The sequence below is a fragment of the Bacteroides nordii genome (assembly GCF_019930665.1).
GTDB classification, from domain to species: domain Bacteria; phylum Bacteroidota; class Bacteroidia; order Bacteroidales; family Bacteroidaceae; genus Bacteroides; species Bacteroides nordii.
In genome coordinates this window covers 1,331,047-1,350,902 of sequence record NZ_CP082886.1, presented here as the reverse complement: position 1 = coordinate 1,350,902, position 19,856 = coordinate 1,331,047, and the positions used below count along the sequence as shown (strand labels likewise).

The 19,856-nt window shown below is 51.1% G+C and carries 13 protein-coding genes; 11 read left to right on the top strand and 2 right to left on the bottom strand.

Annotated features, from left to right (window positions below):
• Positions 1-132: 132 nt before the first annotated feature.
• Together K8P02_RS05185 and K8P02_RS05180 are read left to right on the top strand one after the other, a co-directional pair.
• Entirely contained in the window at positions 133-1,368 is a 1,236-nt protein-coding gene (locus tag K8P02_RS05185) for a site-specific integrase (protein ID WP_004348478.1), read from the top strand.
• A gap of 12 nt (positions 1,369-1,380) precedes the next feature.
• Positions 1,381-1,743, top strand: a complete 363-nt coding sequence (locus K8P02_RS05180; RefSeq protein ID WP_004348477.1) for a hypothetical protein — start codon at positions 1,381-1,383, stop codon at positions 1,741-1,743.
• 80 nt (positions 1,744-1,823) lie between these two features.
• Here the strand turns inward: K8P02_RS05180 and K8P02_RS05175 are convergent, their stop codons facing one another.
• A complete protein-coding gene (locus K8P02_RS05175) occupies positions 1,824-2,129 on the bottom strand; it encodes a helix-turn-helix domain-containing protein (protein WP_004348476.1) in 306 nt (101 codons plus the stop codon).
• A gap of 31 nt (positions 2,130-2,160) precedes the next feature.
• Entirely contained in the window at positions 2,161-2,460 is a 300-nt protein-coding gene (locus K8P02_RS05170) for a helix-turn-helix domain-containing protein (RefSeq protein WP_004348475.1), read from the bottom strand.
• A 202-nt stretch (positions 2,461-2,662) separates the two neighbouring features.
• On the opposite strand from K8P02_RS05170, the gene K8P02_RS05165 reads away from it, so the two are divergent.
• From K8P02_RS05165 to K8P02_RS05125, 9 genes are all read left to right on the top strand, one after another.
• Positions 2,663-3,019 carry a helix-turn-helix domain-containing protein gene (locus tag K8P02_RS05165; RefSeq protein WP_002561004.1) on the top strand — a complete coding sequence of 119 codons (357 nt, stop codon included), beginning with the start codon at positions 2,663-2,665 and terminating at the stop codon, positions 3,017-3,019.
• Positions 3,020-3,022: 3 nt separating this feature from the next.
• Positions 3,023-3,373 carry a helix-turn-helix domain-containing protein gene (locus K8P02_RS05160; protein ID WP_004291454.1) on the top strand — a complete coding sequence of 117 codons (351 nt, stop codon included), beginning with the start codon at positions 3,023-3,025 and terminating at the stop codon, positions 3,371-3,373.
• Between the two features lie 20 nt (positions 3,374-3,393).
• Entirely contained in the window at positions 3,394-4,962 is a 1,569-nt protein-coding gene (locus K8P02_RS05155; RefSeq protein ID WP_004348473.1) for a DUF3945 domain-containing protein, read from the top strand.
• A gap of 61 nt (positions 4,963-5,023) precedes the next feature.
• A complete protein-coding gene (locus tag K8P02_RS05150) occupies positions 5,024-7,111 on the top strand; it encodes a type IA DNA topoisomerase (protein ID WP_005790822.1) in 2,088 nt (695 codons plus the stop codon).
• A 162-nt stretch (positions 7,112-7,273) separates the two neighbouring features.
• Positions 7,274-7,726: a DUF1896 domain-containing protein gene (locus K8P02_RS05145; RefSeq protein WP_004304266.1), complete on the top strand. Its 453-nt coding sequence runs from the start codon at positions 7,274-7,276 to the stop codon at positions 7,724-7,726.
• Positions 7,716-13,529, top strand: coding sequence for an N-6 DNA methylase (locus tag K8P02_RS05140; protein ID WP_005790817.1), 5,814 nt, complete (start codon positions 7,716-7,718; stop codon positions 13,527-13,529). Before K8P02_RS05145 ends, K8P02_RS05140 begins: the two co-directional genes overlap by 11 nt.
• A 656-nt stretch (positions 13,530-14,185) precedes the next feature.
• Entirely contained in the window at positions 14,186-16,111 is a 1,926-nt protein-coding gene (gene tet(Q) / locus K8P02_RS05135) for a tetracycline resistance ribosomal protection protein Tet(Q) (RefSeq protein WP_004293868.1), read from the top strand.
• A complete protein-coding gene (locus tag K8P02_RS05130; RefSeq protein WP_004348456.1) occupies positions 16,111-18,429 on the top strand; it encodes a hybrid sensor histidine kinase/response regulator in 2,319 nt (772 codons plus the stop codon). The genes tet(Q) and K8P02_RS05130 overlap by 1 nt, the downstream gene beginning before the upstream one ends.
• On the top strand, positions 18,422-19,744 hold the full coding sequence (locus K8P02_RS05125; RefSeq protein WP_004293870.1) for a sigma-54-dependent transcriptional regulator: 1,323 nt from the start codon (positions 18,422-18,424) through the stop codon (positions 19,742-19,744). Before K8P02_RS05130 ends, K8P02_RS05125 begins: the two co-directional genes overlap by 8 nt.
• The last annotated feature ends 112 nt before the right edge of the window (positions 19,745-19,856 follow it).

Here is a 19,856-nt window from a genome sequence, read left to right as displayed (position 1 = left end):
AAGGAATAGTGAGTTACCGATAACTCACGCAAAAATTTCGGTTACGGAAAAAGATTGCTCCGTTCCTCCCCGTTTTGCGTACCGACACCGGACTCTTCACCAACTAATTTTGAAACCAAAAAATTAAGGACGATGAAGAGTACATTTTCAGTAATCTATTACCTCAAGCGTCAGGTAGTGAAAAAGGACGGGACAGTACCCGTCATGGGACGCATCACGGTGGACGGCAGCCAGACGCAGTTCAGCTGCAAGCTGACAGTCGATCCGAAACTGTGGGACACCAAAGGTGGACGTGTCACAGGCAGAAGCGCGGCGGCACTCGAAACGAACCGTATGCTTGACAAGATGCGGGTGCGCATCAATAGGCACTATCAGGAAATCATGGAACGTGACAACTTCGTCACGGCTGAGAAGGTGAAGAACGCTTTTCTCGGACTGGAACACCGCTACCACACGCTGATGCAGGTGTACCGTCGTCACAATGAGGACTATGAGAAACAGGTGGAAGCAGGCATGAAAGCAAAAGGTACACTGGAAAAGTACCGTATCGTTTACAAGCACCTGCAAGAGTTCCTCGACATCCGCTACCATGTGAAGGACATCGCACTGAAAGAGCTTACCCCCGCTTTCATCTCCGACTTCGAGATGTTCCTGCGCACGGACAAACACTGCTGCACCAATACCGTGTGGCTGTACGTCTGCCCGCTACGGACGATGGTGTTCATCGCCATCAACAACGAGTGGCTGACACGCGACCCGTTCCGCGAGTATGAAATCAAGAAGGAGGAAACAACACGCAGTTTTCTGACCAAAGAGGAAATACGCCTGCTGATGGACGGGAAACTGAAAAACGCCAAACAGGAACTGTACCGTGACCTCTACCTGTTCTGCGCTTTCACCGGGTTGTCGTTCTCGGATATGCGCAACCTCACGGAAGAGAATATCCGCACCTACTTCGACGAACACGAGTGGATAAACATCAACCGCCAGAAAACGGGCGTGGTGTCCAACATCCGCCTGCTTGACATCGCCAACCGCATAATCGGCAAATACCGTGGGCTGTGCGAGAACGGCAAGATATTCCCCGTCCCGCATTATAACACGTGCCTTGCCGGTATCCGTGCCGTCGCCAAGCGTTGCGGCATCACCAAGCATATCACGTGGCATCAGAGCCGCCACACGGCAGCCACGACGGTATTTCTCTCTAATGGCGTACCTATCGAAACCGTCAGCTCCATGCTCGGACACAAGAGCATAAAGACGACGCAGATTTACGCGAAGATAACCAAAGAAAAACTCAATCAGGACATGAAGAACCTTGCCGCAAGGTTGAACAGTGTTGAGGAATTTGCAGGTTGCACCATCTAAAAAAGAGAAGCCATGAAACGTGACATAATCATCATAGAGGACAAGGCGGTCAGCGTAACCGGTAACGACGTGTGGATGACCGCCACCGAAATCGCCGGACTGTTCCATACGACCGTCCCGGCAGTGAACGCCGCCATCAAAGCCATCCGCAAGTCGGACGTGCTTAACGACTACGAGGTGTGCCGCTACATGCAACTTGAAAACGGACTGTACGCAGATGTGTACGCGCTTGAAATCATCATCCCCGTCGCCTTCCGGCTGAACACCTACAACACCCACCTGTTCCGCACATGGCTGGTGGGAAAAGCTCTCGCCAAAGAGAAACGGCAGGCATACGTGATGTTCATACAGAACGGAAAAGCCGGGTACTGCTGATTGCGCATACCACATAAGACAAGGAAACGGGCAGCACCACAAAAAGTGTCGCCCGTTTCCTTTTTTCTTGCCAACCGCGCTCACTCCAGCGGCTTGCGGTAATTTGCTTCCAGCACTTCACGCAGCCCCGTTTCCGGGTAAAGCACCTTCCCTCCCAAAAGTATGAAGGGCAACACGCGGTTGTTGCGGTATTCCTGCAATGTGCGTCGGCTTACGCGGAGCAGTTCCGCCACCTCGCCGTCCGTCAGGTAACGTTCCCCGTCCAGCAGAGGACGGTAACTTTCCAGAAAGGCGGACAGCCATTTCGAGCCTTTGCGCATATCCTGCACCACAGAGGCTATCGGCTCGTCTTCCATCGTAAAAACATCGTTGTTCTCGTTCATCATAACTTCGGATTCAGTGGGTGAATAAATCAAATCATCTGCCGTGCGGATAGAGCGTGCCGATAAGCGGTATCAGCCGCTTCACCTCCTCCGGCTTGTAATAAAACCTGCGGTTTATCTGCGAGTAGCCGATAAGCCGCCTGTCGCGCAGCGTCTGCAACGTGCGCGAACTTATTCTCAACTGCCTACAGACTTCCTCGCCCGTGAGCCATCTTTCCATGCGCCTCGTGTCGCTTTTGCGCCTCAGGGCGGCGACCTTCTCCGAGAGTGCGCCGAATGCCGCCACCATCATCTCGAAAGTCTTTTTCTCGATAGATACTATTTCCATATTCATGCAATTATCGGTTTGCCCGCAAAGGTAACGGTACGGTCCTGAACACGTGCCGTTTTCCGCTGAAAGGCTGCCTGTTGCGCCGTTTGACCGGGTTACGGAGCCATCTTCCGTAAAAATCTTACGTGAGTCACGTAGTGAGTTGTTAAAGCCCCTTTTGTTTATTGCCGATTTTTGCTGCAGAAACAAAAAGAAAGGACTGAATATGAAAGTGATAACGATGGAAAGTTCCGCCTTCCGGTCATTGACGGAACAGATAGCGGAGATTGCGGCACACGTCCGTGCCGCCTCCGGCGACAAGAAAGCGGCATCGCCCGACAGGTTGCTCACCACACGCGAGGCGGCGCACCTGCTTAACGTGAGTACCCGCACCCTCCAGCGTATGCGCAGCGAGCAACGCATCGGTTATGTCGTGCTTCGCGGTAAATGCCGCTACCGGCAGTCGGAAATAGACCGCCTGCTTGAAGCGTGTGCCGTCAACGAGGACGCGGCGACACCGCAGGAATTGAAACGCAACCACACGCTGCGCACTGGCGGCAAACCAAAAGGAAGGAGGACATAGGTCATGGAACTGCTCACACGAAACAACTTCGAGGGCTGGATGCAGAAGCTGATGGAACGGCTCGACCGTCAGGACGAACTGCTGCTGGCGATGAAGGCTGAGGGGAAACAGCCTACTATCACGGAAAGCATCCGCCTTTTCGACAATCAGGATTTGTGCATGCTGCTCCAGATAAGCAAGCGCACACTGCAACGCTACCGCAGTGTCGGCGCATTGCCCTACAAGACACTGGGCAAGAAAACCTATTACAGCGAGGAGGATGTGCTGACATTCCTTTCCAACCATATCAAGGACTTCAAAAAAGAAGATATAGCCTTCTACAAGGCTCGTATCCATAATTTCTTTCATAAATAACCCATTAAAACATTTTTCAAATGGCAAAGAAAAAAGACGAAAAGGACGTGCTGGTAGTCCGTGATGAGAAGACGGGCGAGATCAGCGTGGTAGCCGGGCTGAATGCAGACGGCACACCCAAGCGTACCCCTGCGAAAGCTGAGAACGCGCAGAGTTTCCTGCAATTCGACCGACAAGGCGACGTGCTGGACAACTTCTTCAAGAACTTCTTCCGGCAGTGCAAGGAACCCAGCCGCTTCGGTTTCTACCGCATCGCGGCAGACCAAGTGGATTCCATGCTTGGCGTGATGAAAGACCTGCTTCAGCATCCGTACCAGAACAAACAAATCCTTGCACCGCACAAAATCGACACCTTCCCTTATCAACAGCAGGTGCAGGAAGAGATGGCGGCACAAAAGACAGAGAAACAAGAACCTCAAAAACAGGAAAACATGGAACAACAGAAAGAACAGCAGGAAAGCCCGCAACAGACGCAGGGCAGACAGGGCTACCAACCCATCAACGAGAGCAAAATCAACTGGCAGGAGCTGGAGGACAGATGGGGCGTGAAGCGTGACGACCTTGAAAAGTCCGGAGACCTTACGAAGATGCTCCACTACGGCAAGTCCGACTTGGTAAAGGTCAAGCCCACCTTCGGCGGCGAATCATTCGAGCTGGACGCCCGCCTCTCCTTCAAGAAGGACGGTGAGGGAAATGTCAGCCTCGTGCCGCACTTCATCCGCAAGGAGCAGAAGTTAGATGAGTACAAGGAACACAAATTCTCCGACGATGACCGGAAGAACCTGCGCGAAACGGGCAACCTCGGCAGGGTCGTGGACATTGAGGACAGGGAAACGGGCGAAATCATCCCCTCCTACATCAGCATCGACCGCAAGACGAATGAAATCACGGACATTCCGGCAAACAAGGTGCGCATCCCGGAGCGCATCGGCAAGACGGAAATCACCAAACAGGAGCAGGACATGCTCCGCGCCGGACTGCCCGTGCGCGACAAGCTCATCGAGCGCAACGACGGCAGGAAGTTCGTCACCACCCTTCAAGTGAACGTGGAGCAGCGCGGCGTGGAGTTCGTGCCGGGAACCGGAAGGTCGCCCCGTACCGCACAGACGCAGGAAGCCAAAGGTGACACCTCGAAAAGTCAGGCGCAAGGCGGGGAAAATGCCGCACAGACCAAGAAGGAGCAACGCCGCAACACGTGGATGAACGAGGACGGCAGCATCCGCCCCATCAGCAAATGGAGCGGCGTGAACTTCACCGACAAGCAGAAAGCCGACTACGTGGCGGGTAAAGCCGTGAAACTGGAGAACGTGACCGACAAGCAGGGCTTCCATGCCACGATGTATATCAAGTTCAACCCGGAGAAGGGCCGCCCGTACCGCTACGAAACGAACCCCGACAACGCCCAGCAGGTCGCCCCGTCCAACGAGAGCCGCACACAGGTGGCGGTGAACAACGAGGGCAAAACCAACGAGGCGACAAAGAACCTGAAAGAGCCTTTGCAGAAAGGTCAGACCGCCCCGAAGGACGACCGCCAGCAACAGCAGCAGGAGAAGCCGAAAAAGAAGAACAACAAAGGCATGAAAATGTAATCCCGTGTCCGCCACTGAATCCAAAATAAAATCCAAAGTATCAACAAAAAAGCAAGAAAACATGAAGACAATCATTGCAGAAAAGCCCTCCGTGGCACGTGAAATCGCCCGCATCGTGGGCGCGACAAAGAGAGAGGAAGGATATTTCGAGGGAGGCGGCTATGCCGTGACATGGGCATTCGGACACCTCGTTCAGCTTGCCATGCCCGACGGCTACGGCGTGCGCGGATTTGTCCGTGACAACCTCCCGATTATTCCCGACACATTCACGCTCGTCCCCCGTCAGGTCAGGACGGAGAAAGGTTACAAGCCCGACAGCGGCGTGGTGTCGCAGATAAAAGTCATCAAAAGACTGTTCGACACAAGCGAACATATCATCGTGGCGACCGATGCCGGACGCGAGGGAGAGCTTATCTTCCGCTACCTCTACCACTATACGGGTTGCACCACTCCTTTCGTGCGCCTGTGGATCAGCTCTCTCACCGACAAAGCTATCCGTGAGGGACTGCGGAAACTCGAAGACGGCAGCAAATACGACAACCTCTACCTCGCCGCCAAAGCGCGGAGCGAATCCGACTGGCTCGTGGGCATCAACGGCACACAGGCGTTATCCATCGCCGCCGGACACGGCACGTATTCCGTGGGGCGGGTGCAGACACCAACGTTGGCTATGGTATGTGAACGCTACTGGGAGAACCGCCGCTTTACGTCCGAAGCATTCTGGCTGCTCCATATCGCAACGGACGGTTGCGACGGCGAAGTCGTGAAATTCTCATCCTCCGAGAAATGGAAAGAGAAAGAACCGGCGATGGAACTATATAATAAGGTAAAGGCGGCAGGTTGCGCCACTGTCACGAAAGCCGAGCGCAAGGAGAAGACGGAGGAAACTCCCTTGCTCTACGACCTGACCACGCTCCAGAAAGAAGCCAACGCCAAGCACGGCTTCACGGCGGAACAGACGCTTGAAATCGCGCAGAAACTCTACGAAAAGAAGTTGATAACCTATCCGAGAACGGGAAGCCGCTACATCCCCGAAGACGTGTTTGCCGAAATTCCCAAACTGCTCGCTTTCATCGGCACACAGCCCGAATGGAAAGACAAGGTGCGGGCAAAAGCCGCCCCGACACGCCGCAGCGTGGACGACGGCAAGGTGACAGACCACCATGCCCTGCTCGTCACGGGTGAGAAACCGCTCTTCCTCTCCAAAGAGGACAATACCATCTATCAGATGATTGCCGGGCGCATGGTCGAGGCATTCTCTGAGAAATGCGTCAAGGATGTGACCACTGTCACGGCGGAATGTGCCGGAGTGGAGTTTACCGTAAAAGGCAGCGTCGTGAAGCAAACCGGATGGCGTGCCGTCTATGGCGAGGAAAAAGAGGAAATTACCATCCCCGGCTGGCAGGAAGGCGACACGCTGACACCGAAAGGCTCGTCCATTACCGAAGGAAAGACCAAACCCAAGCCGCTGCATACCGAAGCCACCCTGCTCTCGGCAATGGAAACGGCGGGCAAGGAAATTGAGGACGACGCACTGCGGCAGGCGATGAAGGACTGTGGCATCGGTACTCCCGCCACACGCGCCTCCATCATCGAAACGCTTTTCAAGCGCGGTTACATGGAACGCTGCAAGAAGTCGCTTGTTCCCACCGAAAAAGGACTTGCCCTCAATTCCGTCGTCAAGACGATGCGCATCGCCGATGTTGCCATGACGGGCGAATGGGAAAAGGAGCTGGCGCGTATCGAGCGCGGGGAACTGTCCGCCGACACCTTCCGCAAGGAGATAGAGGCGTACACACGTGAGATAACCTCCGAACTGCTCTCGTGCGACAAGCTCTTCGGCAGCCGTGACTCCGGCTGCGCGTGTCCCAAGTGTGGCACGGGCAGGATGCGGTTCTACGGCAAGGTGGTACGCTGCGACAACACGGAGTGCGGACTGCCCGTGTTCCGGCTGAAAGCGGGACGCACCCTGTCCGACGATGAAATCAAAGACCTGCTCACCGAAGGGCATACCAAGCTGCTCAAAGGGTTCAAGAGCAAACAGGGCAAGAGTTTCGATGCTGTTGTCGCCTTTGACGGGGAATATAACACGACTTTTGTGTTCCCGGAGGCTAAAAAGGGCAAGAAATTTTCAGGACGGAAGAAATAGTATTAACTTTGCCACTTGTTCAGAGTAATGAATTGTTCTTCGATACCGGATTACACTCATACTTTGGATTTAGTGGTGGCACTCGGAGGGATACCGAGTGCCTTTTTCTTCCTTTTTCCAACCGATTATCCCGTTAATTATCAATCCGCTAAATCCAAAGTAATGAACAACAAGAAGAAAAACGAGGGTCAGACCGACTTTTCCTATTACGGTCTGTACCTGCTGGACTATCTCCGCACGAACAAGTTTGAACAGGCTGACGACACCGCTTTCATACGGGAACGGGCCGACCGTGCCGCCGAAACGTATGAGAGGGCACGGCTTGAAGGCTATCCCGCCGATGGTGCGCAGGAACTGGCGATGGACACGCTGCTGCGCGGGCTGCATTATTCCCGTTACGCCATCCTCCGCGAAGTCGTGGAAAACGAGTTTGCCGATGAAGTGCCGGAAGAGAAGCGTGAAGCCTTTGTCCTGAAACTGCTGCCGCTTGTCGGCAACGTGTTCTCCGTCTATGACCTCTCGGATGACAATTTCGCCCTGTCTTCCGATTACGACCTGCTCTACACGGAGCTGACGGGAGCAACCGTCCTTTACTTAGACGAATATGGCGTTTAACCGCAAACAGAAACTGCGGGACAACATCGAGGCGATACGGACGGCATTCATCCTTGACAGGGAAAACAGGACAGCGACAACCGAAGAGCGTGCCATACTTCAAAGGTACTGCGGTTTCGGCGGTCTGAAATGTATCCTCAACCCTGCAAAGGAACTGACGGATGCCGTCCGGTGGGCGAAATCCGACCTCGAACTGTTCGCCCCGACGGTGGAGCTGCACAGGCTTATCCGTGAGAACAGCAAGGACGAAACAGAGTACAAGCGGTTTGTGGATTCGCTGAAAGCGTCCGTGCTGACCGCTTTCTACACCCCCAAAGAGATAACCGACACCATCGCGGACGTGCTGGCAGATTACAGCGTCCGCCCCGCCCGTATGCTCGAACCGTCGGCAGGTGTCGGCGTGTTCGTGGATTCCATGCTACGGCACAGCCCCAATGCGGATGTGATGGCTTTCGAGAAGGATCTGCTCACGGGTACAATCTTGAGGCATCTCTATCCCGACCAGAAAATGCGCACCTGCGGTTTTGAGAAAATCGAAAGACCGTTCAACAATTATTTCGACTTGGCGGTGTCCAACATTCCGTTCGGTGACATTGCCGTGTTCGACGCGGAGTTTCAGCGGAGCGACTCTTTCGGCAGACGCTCCGCCCAGAAAACCATCCACAACTATTTCTTTCTCAAAGGACTGGATGCCGTGCGTGACGGCGGTATCGTGGCGTTCATCACCTCGCAAGGGGTATTGAATAGCACCAAGACCTCCGTGCGTAACGAGCTGTTCAGTCAGGCCAATCTGGTATCCGCGATACGCCTGCCCAACAACCTGTTCACGGACAACGCGGGGACGGAGGTGGGCAGCGACCTGATTGTCCTGCAAAAGAACCTCAGCAAGAAGGAAATGTCGCAGGACGAGCGGCTGATGACCGTGATACAGACGGACACGAAAACCGACCTGACCGACAACGCCTATTTCATCCACCACCCGGAACGCATCGTGCATACGACGTCGAAACTTGACACTGACCCCTACGGGAAGCCCGCTATGGTTTATCTGCACGAGGGCAAGACCGCAGGTATCGCCGGGGACTTGCGCCGGATGCTCAACGAGGATTTCCATTACAGGCTCGCCATGCGTCTGTATTCGGGAACAATCTGGCAGTCGGGAACGGAAGAAAAGGTTACCGTTCAAAAGGAGGCGGAGCGTCCTGCTATAAAATTGGAAACGGTATCTTCGGCGCAGACGGTGGAAACTCCGACGGAAAAACCGCAACCCGTTGAGGAAAAACCGGAGATAGAGCCACGTCCGAAATATTCTGACGGGGTGCAGCTCTCCTTGCTCAACCTCTGGGGGATGACGGAAGAGGTCAGCCAACCGAAAACCTCCAAAAAGAAAAAGACGGTGAAAAAGGCAGTTACGGCAAAGTCCACTCCGCCCAAACCGAAAGTCACGGTTACACCGACAGCTCCAACTGCAAAACCCGCTATGGAGAATAAGGAGGTGAAAGCGGAGAACACCGCCAAGCCTGCCGACCCGGACGACATCTATGCAAAGCTGGACTGGGAAACCAATCCTCCCATCAACGGCTTCTACGAGATGATGATGGAACTCACGCCGGAGCGCAGGAAGGAACTTCGGGAGCTGGCAAGGCAGCATAATGAAAAACATGAAAACAGAACGGTTGCGACGATCACGCCGGAAGTACCACGTGAACAACCCCGGCAGGAGGAAACACAGCCGGAAGCAGTCGCCGCACCTGCTGTTACCGATGCTCCACCGGAAACGGTGGCTACTTCCCTTTTTCCCGACATCGAACCGGAAAAGCCGAAGGAGGAAGTCGCGGACCTTACGCCGCGTGCCTACCATCGCACGCCGGAGATGCACCTGCGCGAAGGCTCGCTGGTGGCTGACCGGGGGCGTCATAACATCGGCTATCTGAAGGACATCACGCCATACGGGGCTACATTCCAGCCGCTCGACCTGAAAGGATACCAGAAGGAAAAGGCGTTGTTGTATGTGTCGCTGCGTGACGCCTACGAGCGTCTGTACCGTTATGAATCGCTCCGGCGCGAGGCAAATGTTCCGTGGCGAGAGCATCTGAATACCTGTTACGATGAGTTTGTCATGCGCTACGGCAACCTCAACGCCAAGCAGAACGTGAAGTTAGTGATGATGGACGCGGGCGGGCGTGACATCCTTTCGCTGGAACGGGTGGAGAACGGAAAGTTCGTCAAGGCGGACATCTTCGAGCATCCCGTTTCCTTCTCCGTGGAGAGCCATGCCAACGTAGGCTCTCCCGAAGAAGCCCTGTCCGCGTCGCTCAACAAATATGGCACGGTCAATCTCGACTATATGCGGGAGATAACCGACAGCACGGCGGAGGAGTTGCTCACAGCCCTGCAAGGACGCATCTATTACAATCCGCTCGTGACCGGTTACGAAATCAAAGACCGCTTCATAGCCGGGAACGTGATAGAGAAGGCGGAACGCATAGAGGCTTGGATGGGCGAAAACCCCGAAAGTGAGCGTATGCCGGAAGTGAAACAGGCGTTGGAGGCTCTGAAAGATGCCGAACCGCCGCGTATCGCCTTCGAGGATCTGGACTTCAATTTCGGGGAACGCTGGATTCCGACGGGTGTCTATGCCGCCTACATGAGCCGGCTGTTCGACACGGAGGTGAAAATCGCCTATTCCGCAAGCATGGACGAGTTTTCGGTTGCGTGCGGCTACCGCACCATGAAAATCACGGACGAGTTTCTGGTAAAGGGGTATTACCGGAACTATGACGGTATGCACCTCTTGAAACACGCCCTGCACAACACCTGCCCCGACATGATGAAGTCCATCGGCAAGGACGAGCATGGCAACGACATCAAGGTGCGCGACAGCGAGGGCATACAGCTCGCCAACGCCAAGATTGATGAAATCCGCAACGGTTTCTCCGAATGGCTCGAAGAACAGTCGCCGCAGTTCAAGGAACGGCTGACGACAATGTATAACCGCAAGTTCAACTGTTTCGTGCGCCCGAAGTATGACGGCTCGCACCAGACCTTCCCCGACCTCAATCTGAAAGGCTTGGCAAGCCGGGGTATCAAGAGCGTCTATCCCTCGCAGATGGATTGCGTCTGGATGCTGAAACAGAACGGCGGCGGAATTTGCGACCACGAGGTGGGAACCGGCAAGACGCTGATAATGTGCATCGCCGCGCATGAGATGAAGCGTCTGAAATTGGCACATAAGCCGATGATTATCGGGCTGAAAGCCAACGTTGCGGAGATTGCCGCCACCTATCAGGCGGCATATCCCAACGCACGTATTCTGTACGCTTCGGAGAAGGACTTTTCGACCGCCAACCGTGTGCGCTTCTTCAATAATATAAAGAACAACGACTACGATTGTGTCATCATGTCGCACGACCAGTTCGGCAAGATACCGCAGTCGCCGGAGTTGCAGCAGCGCATCCTGCAAGCGGAGCTTGACACGGTGGAGGAAAACCTCGAAGTGCTGCGGCAGCAGGGAAAGAACGTGTCGCGGGCTATGCTGAAAGGTCTGGAGAAGCGCAAACACAACCTTGAAGCGAAGCTGGAGAAGGTGGAACATGCCATAAAGTCACGCACGGACGACGTGGTGGATTTCAAGCAGATGGGCATCGACCACATCTTCATAGATGAGAGCCACCAGTTCAAAAATCTGACGTTCAACACGCGCCATGACCGTGTGGCGGGACTGGGCAACAGCGAGGGAAGCCAGAAGGCACTGAACATGCTCTTTGCCATACGCACCATACAGGAGCGCACGGGCAGAGACTTGGGAGCGACCTTCCTTTCGGGTACTACCATCAGCAACTCGCTGACGGAGTTGTATCTGCTGTTCAAGTATTTGCGTCCGAAGGAGCTGGAACGGCAGGACATCCGATGTTTCGACGCTTGGGCGGCGATATTCGCCAAGAAGACGACGGATTTTGAATTTAACGTGACGAACAACGTGGTTCAAAAGGAGCGTTTCCGCTACTTCATCAAGGTGCCGGAACTTGCCGCCTTCTATAATGAAATCACGGACTACCGCACGGCAGAGGACGTGGGCGTAGATCGTCCCAACAAGAATGAGATACTGCACCACATACCGCCCACGCCGGAGCAGGAGGACTTCATACAGAAGCTGATGCAGTTCGCCAAGACTGGCGATGCCACACTTCTGGGCAGGCTGCCGCTTTCGGAAACGGAGGAAAAGGCGAAGATGCTTATCGCCACCGACTACGCCCGCAAGATGGCACTCGACATGCGCATGATAGACCCGCATTATGAAGACCACCCCGATAACAAGGCGAGCCACTGTGCCAAGATGATCGCGGAGTATTACCAAAAATACGACGCGCAGAAAGGCACGCAGTTCGTTTTCTCGGACTTGGGGACATATCAGCCGGGCGACGGGTGGAACGTCTATTCGGAAATCAAGCGCAAGCTGACGGAGGATTACGGCATACCGCCAAGCGAGGTGCGCTTCATTCAGGAGTGCAAGACCGACAAGGCTCGGAAGGCGGTGATAGACGCCATGAATGCCGGAACGGTGCGTGTTCTGTTCGGCTCCACCTCCATGCTCGGAACGGGTGTGAACGCACAGAAAAGGTGTGTGGCAATTCATCATCTCGATACGCCGTGGCGACCGTCCGACCTGCAACAGCGTGACGGACGCGGAGTTAGAGCCGGAAACGAAATTGCCAAGCATTTCGCCGGGAACAACGTGGACGTAATCATCTACGCGGTGGAGAAGTCACTGGACAGCTACAAGTTCAACCTCCTGCACTGCAAGCAGACTTTCATCAGCCAGCTCAAAAGCGGTGCTATGGGGGCGCGTACCATCGACGAGGGGGCAGTGGACGAGAAATCGGGCATGAACTTTTCGGAATATATGGCGTTGCTATCCGGCAACACCGACCTGCTGGACAAGGCGAAACTTGAAAAGCGCATCGCCTCGCTCGAAGGGGAACGCAAGTCGTTTAACAAGGGCAAGCGTGATTCGGAGTTCAAGTTAGAGTCGAAGACGGGCGAGTTGCGTAACAACACGGCTTTCATAGATGCCATGACGGAGGACTGGAACCGCTTCCTTTCGGTGGCGCAGACCGACAGGGAGGGCAACCGCCTTAATATAATAAAGGTGGACGGTGTGGATTCCGCCGATGAGAAGGTTATCGGAAAGCGTTTGCAGGAGATAGCGAAAAACGCCACTACGGGCGGGCTTTACACACAGGTCGGAGAACTGTACGGTTTTCCGATAAAGGTGGTGAGCGAGAGGATACTCAAAGAGGGATTGGAGTTTACCGACAACCGCTTCGTGGTAGAGGGGAACTACAAGTACACCTATAACAACGGACATCTGGCAATGGCTGATCCGATGGCTGCCGCCCGAAACTTCCTGAACGCGATGGAGAGGATACCCTCCATTATCGACCAGTACAAGGCGAAGAACGAGGTGCTGGAGAGGGAGATACCGCAGTTGCAGGAGATAGCGGGCAAGGTGTGGAAGAAGGAGGACGAGCTGAAGCAGCTGAAATCCGAACTTGCCGCCCTTGACCGAAAAATACAGCTGGAACTTGCGCCGCCCACGCCCGAAGTCGCCGAAAAGGAGAAAGAAGGGCAACAGGTCAAGCCGGAAGCGGAAGATGTGAGGAACAGGCAGGCGCAATATCCCGAAAATGCACCGCCGCAGATACGCAGTCCGGCGGATAGTATCGTTGCCAACCATGTCATAATCGGGCGTCCGGGACTGTATGCCAAGGAGGAAACCCGGTTCAAAGGATTGAAAATATAACCTTAGGAATTTTATCTGAAGTATTAATAAGGGCTATCCCAAAAGGTCTAAAAGTAAATTTTATCCTTTCTGCAAGTATCTGTAGGATGGCAACTGCATTTTTTTCTTTTTGGGCAGCCCTTATTAAAATTTATTCTTATTTTAGGTTATATACATTCATGTCCATTTATGTAAAAAATCCTGCTGACCTTGTTTATGTCTTGTCAGTCACCATTTGCAAAACCATATTTGACCCTCAAAGAGGCTGAATTTGATAAGCAACTTGCTACATACTCATAATAAGGAGCTAAATAGAACACGAATGGGAAATACTCAAATGCCAAACTAAAGAAGATATTGGCCAAAATAAACGCTATACCGAGAGAGAAACTTGATTTTTCAACTTCCTAAAACAGTGTTGTTCAAACATTTCTACTTATTTGTACTTACCAGTTGAACCTACGTTTCCCTAATAAAATGTCTATGGTAAAAAGTTAAAAAATCCTCCTACTTTTGTTAGATATATTTTTTTGTGTAATTTTGTAATCGTTATGCGGCAGTAATAATATACATATTAATACGAGTTAGGAATCCTGTAGTTCTCATATGCTACGAGGAGGTATTAAAAGGTGCGTTTCGACAATGCATCTATTGTAGTATATTATTGCTTAATCCAAATGAATATTATAAATTTAGGAATTCTTGCTCACATTGATGCAGGAAAAACTTCCGTAACCGAGAATCTGCTGTTTGCCAGTGGAGCAACGGAAAAGTGCGGCTGTGTGGATAATGGTGACACCATAACGGACTCTATGGATATAGAGAAACGTAGAGGAATTACTGTTCGGGCTTCTACGACATCTATTATCTGGAATGGTGTGAAATGCAATATCATTGACACTCCGGGACACATGGATTTTATTGCGGAAGTGGAGCGGACATTCAAAATGCTTGATGGAGCAGTCCTCATCTTATCCGCAAAGGAAGGCATACAAGCGCAGACAAAGTTGCTGTTCAATACTTTACAGAAGCTGCAAATCCCGACAATTATATTTATCAATAAGATTGACCGAGCCGGTGTGAATTTGGAGCGTTTGTATCTGGATATAAAAGCAAATCTGTCTCAAGATGTCCTGTTTATGCAAAATGTTGTCGATGGATCGGTTTATCCGGTTTGCTCCCAAACATATATAAAGGAAGAATACAAAGAATTTGTATGCAACCATGACGACAATATATTAGAACGATATTTGGCGGATAGCGAAATTTCACCGGCTGATTATTGGAATACGATAATCGCTCTTGTGGCAAAAGCCAAAGTCTATCCGGTGCTACATGGATCAGCAATGTTCAATATCGGTATCAATGAGTTGTTGGACGCCATCACTTCTTTTATACTTCCTCCGGCATCGGTCTCAAACAGACTTTCATCTTATCTTTATAAGATAGAGCATGACCCCAAAGGACATAAAAGAAGTTTTCTAAAAATAATTGACGGAAGTCTGAGACTTCGAGACGTTGTAAGAATCAACGATTCGGAAAAATTCATCAAGATTAAAAATCTAAAAACTATCAATCAGGGCAGAGAGATAAATGTTGATGAAGTGGGCGCCAATGATATCGCGATTGTAGAGGATATGGATGATTTTCGAATCGGAAATTATTTAGGTGCTGAACCTTGTTTGATTCAAGGATTATCGCATCAGCATCCCGCTCTCAAATCCTCCGTCCGGCCAGACAGGCCCGAAGAGAGAAGCAAGGTGATATCCGCTCTGAATACATTGTGGATTGAAGACCCGTCTTTGTCCTTTTCCATAAACTCATATAGTGATGAATTGGAAATCTCGTTATATGGTTTAACCCAAAAGGAAATCATACAGACATTGCTGGAAGAACGATTTTCCGTAAAGGTCCATTTTGATGAGATCAAGACTATATACAAAGAACGACCTGTAAAAAAGGTCAATAAGATTATTCAGATCGAAGTGCCGCCCAACCCTTATTGGGCCACAATAGGGCTGACTCTTGAACCCTTACCGTTAGGGACAGGGTTGCAAATCGAAAGTGACATCTCCTATGGTTATCTGAACCATTCTTTTCAAAATGCCGTTTTTGAAGGGATTCGTATGTCTTGCCAATCCGGGTTACATGGATGGGAAGTGACTGATCTGAAAGTAACTTTTACTCAAGCCGAGTATTATAGCCCGGTAAGTACACCTGCTGATTTCAGACAGCTGACCCCTTATGTCTTCAGGCTGGCCTTGCAACAGTCAGGTGTGGACATTCTCGAACCGATGCTCTATTTTGAGTTGCAGATACCCCAAGCGGCAAGTTCCAAAGCTATTACAGATTTGCAAAAAATGATGTCTGAGATTGAAGACATCAGTTGCAATAATGAGTGGTGTCATATTAAAGGGAAAGTTCCATTAAATACAAGTAAAGACTATGCATCAGAAGTAAGTTCATACACTAAGGGCTTAGGCATTTTTATGGTTAAGCCATGCGGGTATCAAATAACAAAAGGCGGTTATTCTGATAATATCCGCATGAACGAAAAAGATAAACTTTTATTCATGTTCCAAAAATCAATGTCATCAAAATAATGGAGCGGTCAGGAAATTTCTATAAGGCAATACAGTTGGGATATATACTTATCTCCATTCTTATCGGATGTATGGCATATAATAGCCTCTATGAATGGCAGGAGATAGAAGCATTAGAACTTGGCAATAAAAAAATAGACGAGCTCCGAAAAGAAATAAACAATATCAATATTCAAATGATAAAATTTTCTCTATTGGGTGAAACAATACTGGAATGGAACGATAAAGATATCGAGCATTACCATGCACGGCGTATGGCAATGGACAGTATGCTTTGCCGTTTCAAGGCCACCTATCCAGCAGAGCGCATCGATAGTGTGCGCAGTCTTTTAGAGGATAAGGAACGACAGATGTTCCAGATAGTCCGGTTAATGGATGAACAACAATCTATTAACAAGAAGATAGCCAATCAAATTCCGGTTATTGTGCAGAAAAGTGTGCAGGAACAGTCCAAAAAGCCAAAACGAAAAGGTTTCTTGAGCATCTTCGGCAAAAAAGAGGGAACGAAGCCAACGACAACAACGACTACGCTCCGTTCATCCAATAGAAACATGGTCAACGAACAGAATGCGCAGAGCCGTCGATTGTCAGAACAAGCCGATAGTCTTGCTGCCCGTAATGCAGAACTTAACAGACAACTGCAAGGATTGATTTGCCAAATCGAAAAGAAGGTGCAATCTGATTTACAAAATAGAGAAAGCGAGATAACAGCCATGCGTAAAAAATCATTTATGCAGATAGGCGGCTTGATGGGATTTGTTCTTTTGCTGTTGGTCATTTCCTATATCATCATACACCGTGATGCAAAGAACATTAAACGATACAAACGCAAGACAACGGATTTGATCGAGCAATTGGAACAGTCCGTGCAACAAAATGAGATACTCATAACCTCCCGAAAGAAAGCGGTATATACTATTACCCATGAGTTGCGTACACCACTGACGGCAATAACCGGCTATACCGAACTTTTGCGGAAAGAATGCAATAGCGGTAATAATGGGCAATATATCCAAAATATACTGCAATCCTCCGACCGTATGCGGGATATGCTCAACACTTTGCTTGACTTCTTCCGCCTGGACAACGGCAAGGAACAGCCCCGTCTGTCACCCTGCCGGATTTCTGCAATCACGCACACACTTGAAACGGAGTTCATGCCTGTTGCCGTGAACAAAGGGTTGTCCTTGTCCGTGAAGACTGGACACGATGCCATTGTATTGACCGACAAAGAGCGAATAATACAAATCGGGAATAACCTGCTGTCAAACGCTGTCAAGTTCACAGAAGAAGGCGGTGTTTCTTTGATTACTGAATATGATAATGGAGTTCTGACACTGGTCATTGAAGATACAGGTACAGGCATGACAGAAGAGGAACAGAAACAAGCGTTCGGTGCGTTTGAACGTCTATCAAATGCCGCTGCAAAGGAGGGTTTCGGGCTTGGGCTTGCCATAATGCGTAATATTGTGTCGATGCTTGGCGGAACAATCCGTTTGGACAGCAAGAAAGGGAAAGGCAGTCGTTTCACAGTTGAAATTTCTATGCAGGAAGCTGAAGAACAGCTTGGATATACAAGCAATACACCTGTTTATCATAACAATAAATTCCATGATGTTGTCGCCATTGACAATGATGAGGTATTACTTCTAATGCTGAAAGAGATGTATTCCCAAGAAGGAATACACTGCGACACTTGCACCGATGCTGCGGCACTGATGGAAATGATACGCCAGAAAGAATACAGCCTGTTGCTGACAGACTTGAATATGCCTGGTATAAACGGTTTCGAATTGCTGGAACTGTTGCGTTCGTCCAACGTGGGCAATTCACCAACAATCCCGGTGGTTGTGGCAACCGCTTCGGGCAGTTGTAACAAAGGGGAACTATTGGCAAAAGGCTTTGCCGGATGCCTGTTCAAGCCGTTCTCCATATCGGAACTGATGGAGGTTTCCGACAGGTGTGCCATAAAAGCGACACCGGACGGGAAACCGGACTTTTCCGCCTTATTGTCCTATGGCAATGAAGCCGTCATGCTGGAAAAGTTGATAACTGAAACAGAAAAGGAAATGCAGGCGGTACGGGATGCAGCAAAAGAAAAAGACCTGCAAAAGCTGGATTCCCTGATCCACCACCTGCGCAGTTCGTGGGAGGTGCTCCGTGCCGACCAACCGCTGAATGTACTTTACGGATTGCTTCGTGGCGATGCTCTCCCGGATGGTGAAGCGTTAAGCCATGCCGTGACTGCTGTGCTGGATAAGGGAGTGGAAATAATACGGTTGGCAGAAGAGGAAAGGAGAAAATACGAAGATGGATAAGACAAAAATAATTGTGGTGGAAGACAACATCGTGTATTGCGAATATGTCTGCAATATGCTGTCACGGGAGGGCTACCGCAATATGAAGGCTTACCACCTCTCAACCGCGAAGAAACATCTGCAACAGGCAACAGATAATGATATCGTGGTTGCCGACCTGCGTCTGCCTGACGGCAGTGGCATAGACCTTTTGTGCTGGATGCGAAAGGAGGGAAAGATGCAGCCCTTCATCATTATGACCGACTACGCCGAAGTTAATACCGCCGTGGAAAGCATGAAACTCGGCTCGATAGACTATATTCCCAAACAGCTTGTGGAGGATAAACTTGTCCCCCTGATCCGTTCCATACTGAAAGAACGTCAGGCAGGACAACGCCGTATGCCTGTATTCGCCCGTGAAGGTTCCGCTTTTCAGAAAATCATGCACCGGATAAGGCTGGTAGCCGCCACCGACATGAGCGTGATGATATTTGGTGAGAACGGCACGGGTAAGGAGCATATTGCCCATCTGTTGCATGACAAGAGCAAACGTGCAGGCAAGCCATTTGTGGCGGTGGACTGCGGTTCACTCTCCAAAGAGCTTGCACCGTCGGCTTTCTTCGGACACGTCAAGGGAGCGTTTACAGGTGCGGACAATGCCAAGAAAGGATATTTCCATGAGGCGGAAGGCGGCACGCTTTTTCTGGACGAGGTAGGAAACCTCGCGTTGGAAACCCAACAGATGTTGCTCCGCGCCATACAGGAGAGGCGGTATCGCCCGGTCGGAGACAAGGCAGACCGGAATTTCAATGTCCGCATCATCGCTGCTACCAATGAAGATTTGGAAGTAGCGGTGAATGAAAAGCGTTTTCGGCAGGATCTTCTGTACCGCCTGCACGACTTCGGGATAACCGTTCCTCCGTTGCGTGACTGTCAGGAAGACATCATGCCGCTGGCAGAGTTCTTCCGTGATATGGCAAACAGAGAGCTGGAGTGTAGCGTGAGCGGGTTCAGTTCCGAAGCACGTAAAGCGTTGCTGACACACGCATGGCCGGGCAACGTGCGGGAACTTCGGCAGAAAGTTATGGGTGCTGTATTGCAGGCGCAGGAAGGTGTTGTCATGAAAGAGCATCTGGAACTTGCCGTGACGAAACCGACCTCTACTGTCAGCTTCGCCTTGCGCAATGACGCGGAGGATAAGGAGCGGATATTGCGTGCGTTGAAACAGGCAAACGGCAACCGGAGTGTCGCCGCAGAACTGCTCGGCATAGGCAGGACAACACTATACAGCAAACTTGAAGAGTATGGACTTAAATATAAATTCAAGCAATCATAGCCCGTAATTCACTGAATTTGGCTATCTTTGCATAACATTTGAGAAAAACGGCGATTGGCAGGAGCTTTTCGCCGCCAACATATAGGATAAGACCGCAAGGCGTTTCAAGCGA